Here is a 997-nt window from a genome sequence, read left to right on the forward strand (position 1 = left end):
GTTCAGCCGGCAGCGGGCGCTGTCCCCCGACGGCCGGTGCAGGTCGTACGCGGCCTCCGCGGACGGCACCGGGTTCGGCGACGGCGCGGGCCTGCTGGTGGTGGAGCGCCTTTCGGACGCGCGGCGCAACGGCCACCAGGTGCTCGCCGTCGTGCGCGGCAGTGCGATCAACCAGGACGGTGCGAGCAACGGTCTGACGGCGCCGAACGGTCCGTCGCAGGAGCGGGTGATCCGCCAGGCGCTGGCCAACGCGGGGCTGAATCCCGCTGACGTGGACGCGGTGGAGGGCCACGGTACGGGTACCAAGCTGGGCGACCCGATCGAGGCGCACGCGCTGCTGGCGACGTACGGCCGCGAGCGGACCGACGGCCCGCTGAAGCTCGGGTCGATCAAGTCCAACATCGGGCACACGTCGGCGGCCGCCGGCGTGGCCGGTGTGATCAAGATGGTGCAGGCCCTGCGGCACCGGCTGCTGCCCGCGACCCTGCACGTGGACGAGCCGTCGCCGCACGTGGACTGGGACGCGGGCGAGATCGAGCTGCTGACCGAGGCCCAGGAGTGGACCGCTCCGGGCCGGCCGCGCCGCGCGGGCGTGTCGTCCTTCGGCGTGAGCGGCACGAACGCCCACGTGATCCTGGAGGAGGCCCCGGCCGAGGACCAGGCGCGGGCCGAGGGCGAGCCCCGGCCGCTGCCGGTGGTGCCGGTGCTGGTGTCCGCGCGCGGCGAGGCCGCGCTGCGGGCGCAGGCGGGCCGCCTGCGGGCCTACCTGGCCGCCCGGCCCGAGGTGACGCCGCTCGACCTCGGCTTCTCGTCGGTCGCCACGCGGGCGCAGTTGGAGCGCCGCGCGGTGGTGGTGGCCTCCGGTCGTGAGGAACTGCTGGCGGGTCTCGGCGCGCTGGCCGCGTCGGAGCCCGCGGCGCACGTCCTTCAGGGGAGTGCGACCGGTGGCAAGCCGGTGTTCGTGTTCCCTGGTCAGGGGGCGCAGTGGGTGGGGATG

The 997-nt window shown here is 75.5% G+C and carries 1 protein-coding gene; it reads left to right on the forward strand.

Annotation, left to right across the window (positions count from 1 at the left end):
• Nucleotides 1–997, forward strand: a 997-nt coding sequence (locus RKE29_RS30090; protein WP_312008872.1) for a type I polyketide synthase, incomplete at both ends; no start/stop codon positions are given.

The organism is Streptomyces sp. B1866, from assembly GCF_031932565.1.
Taxonomy (GTDB): Bacteria; Actinomycetota; Actinomycetes; order Streptomycetales; family Streptomycetaceae; genus Streptomyces.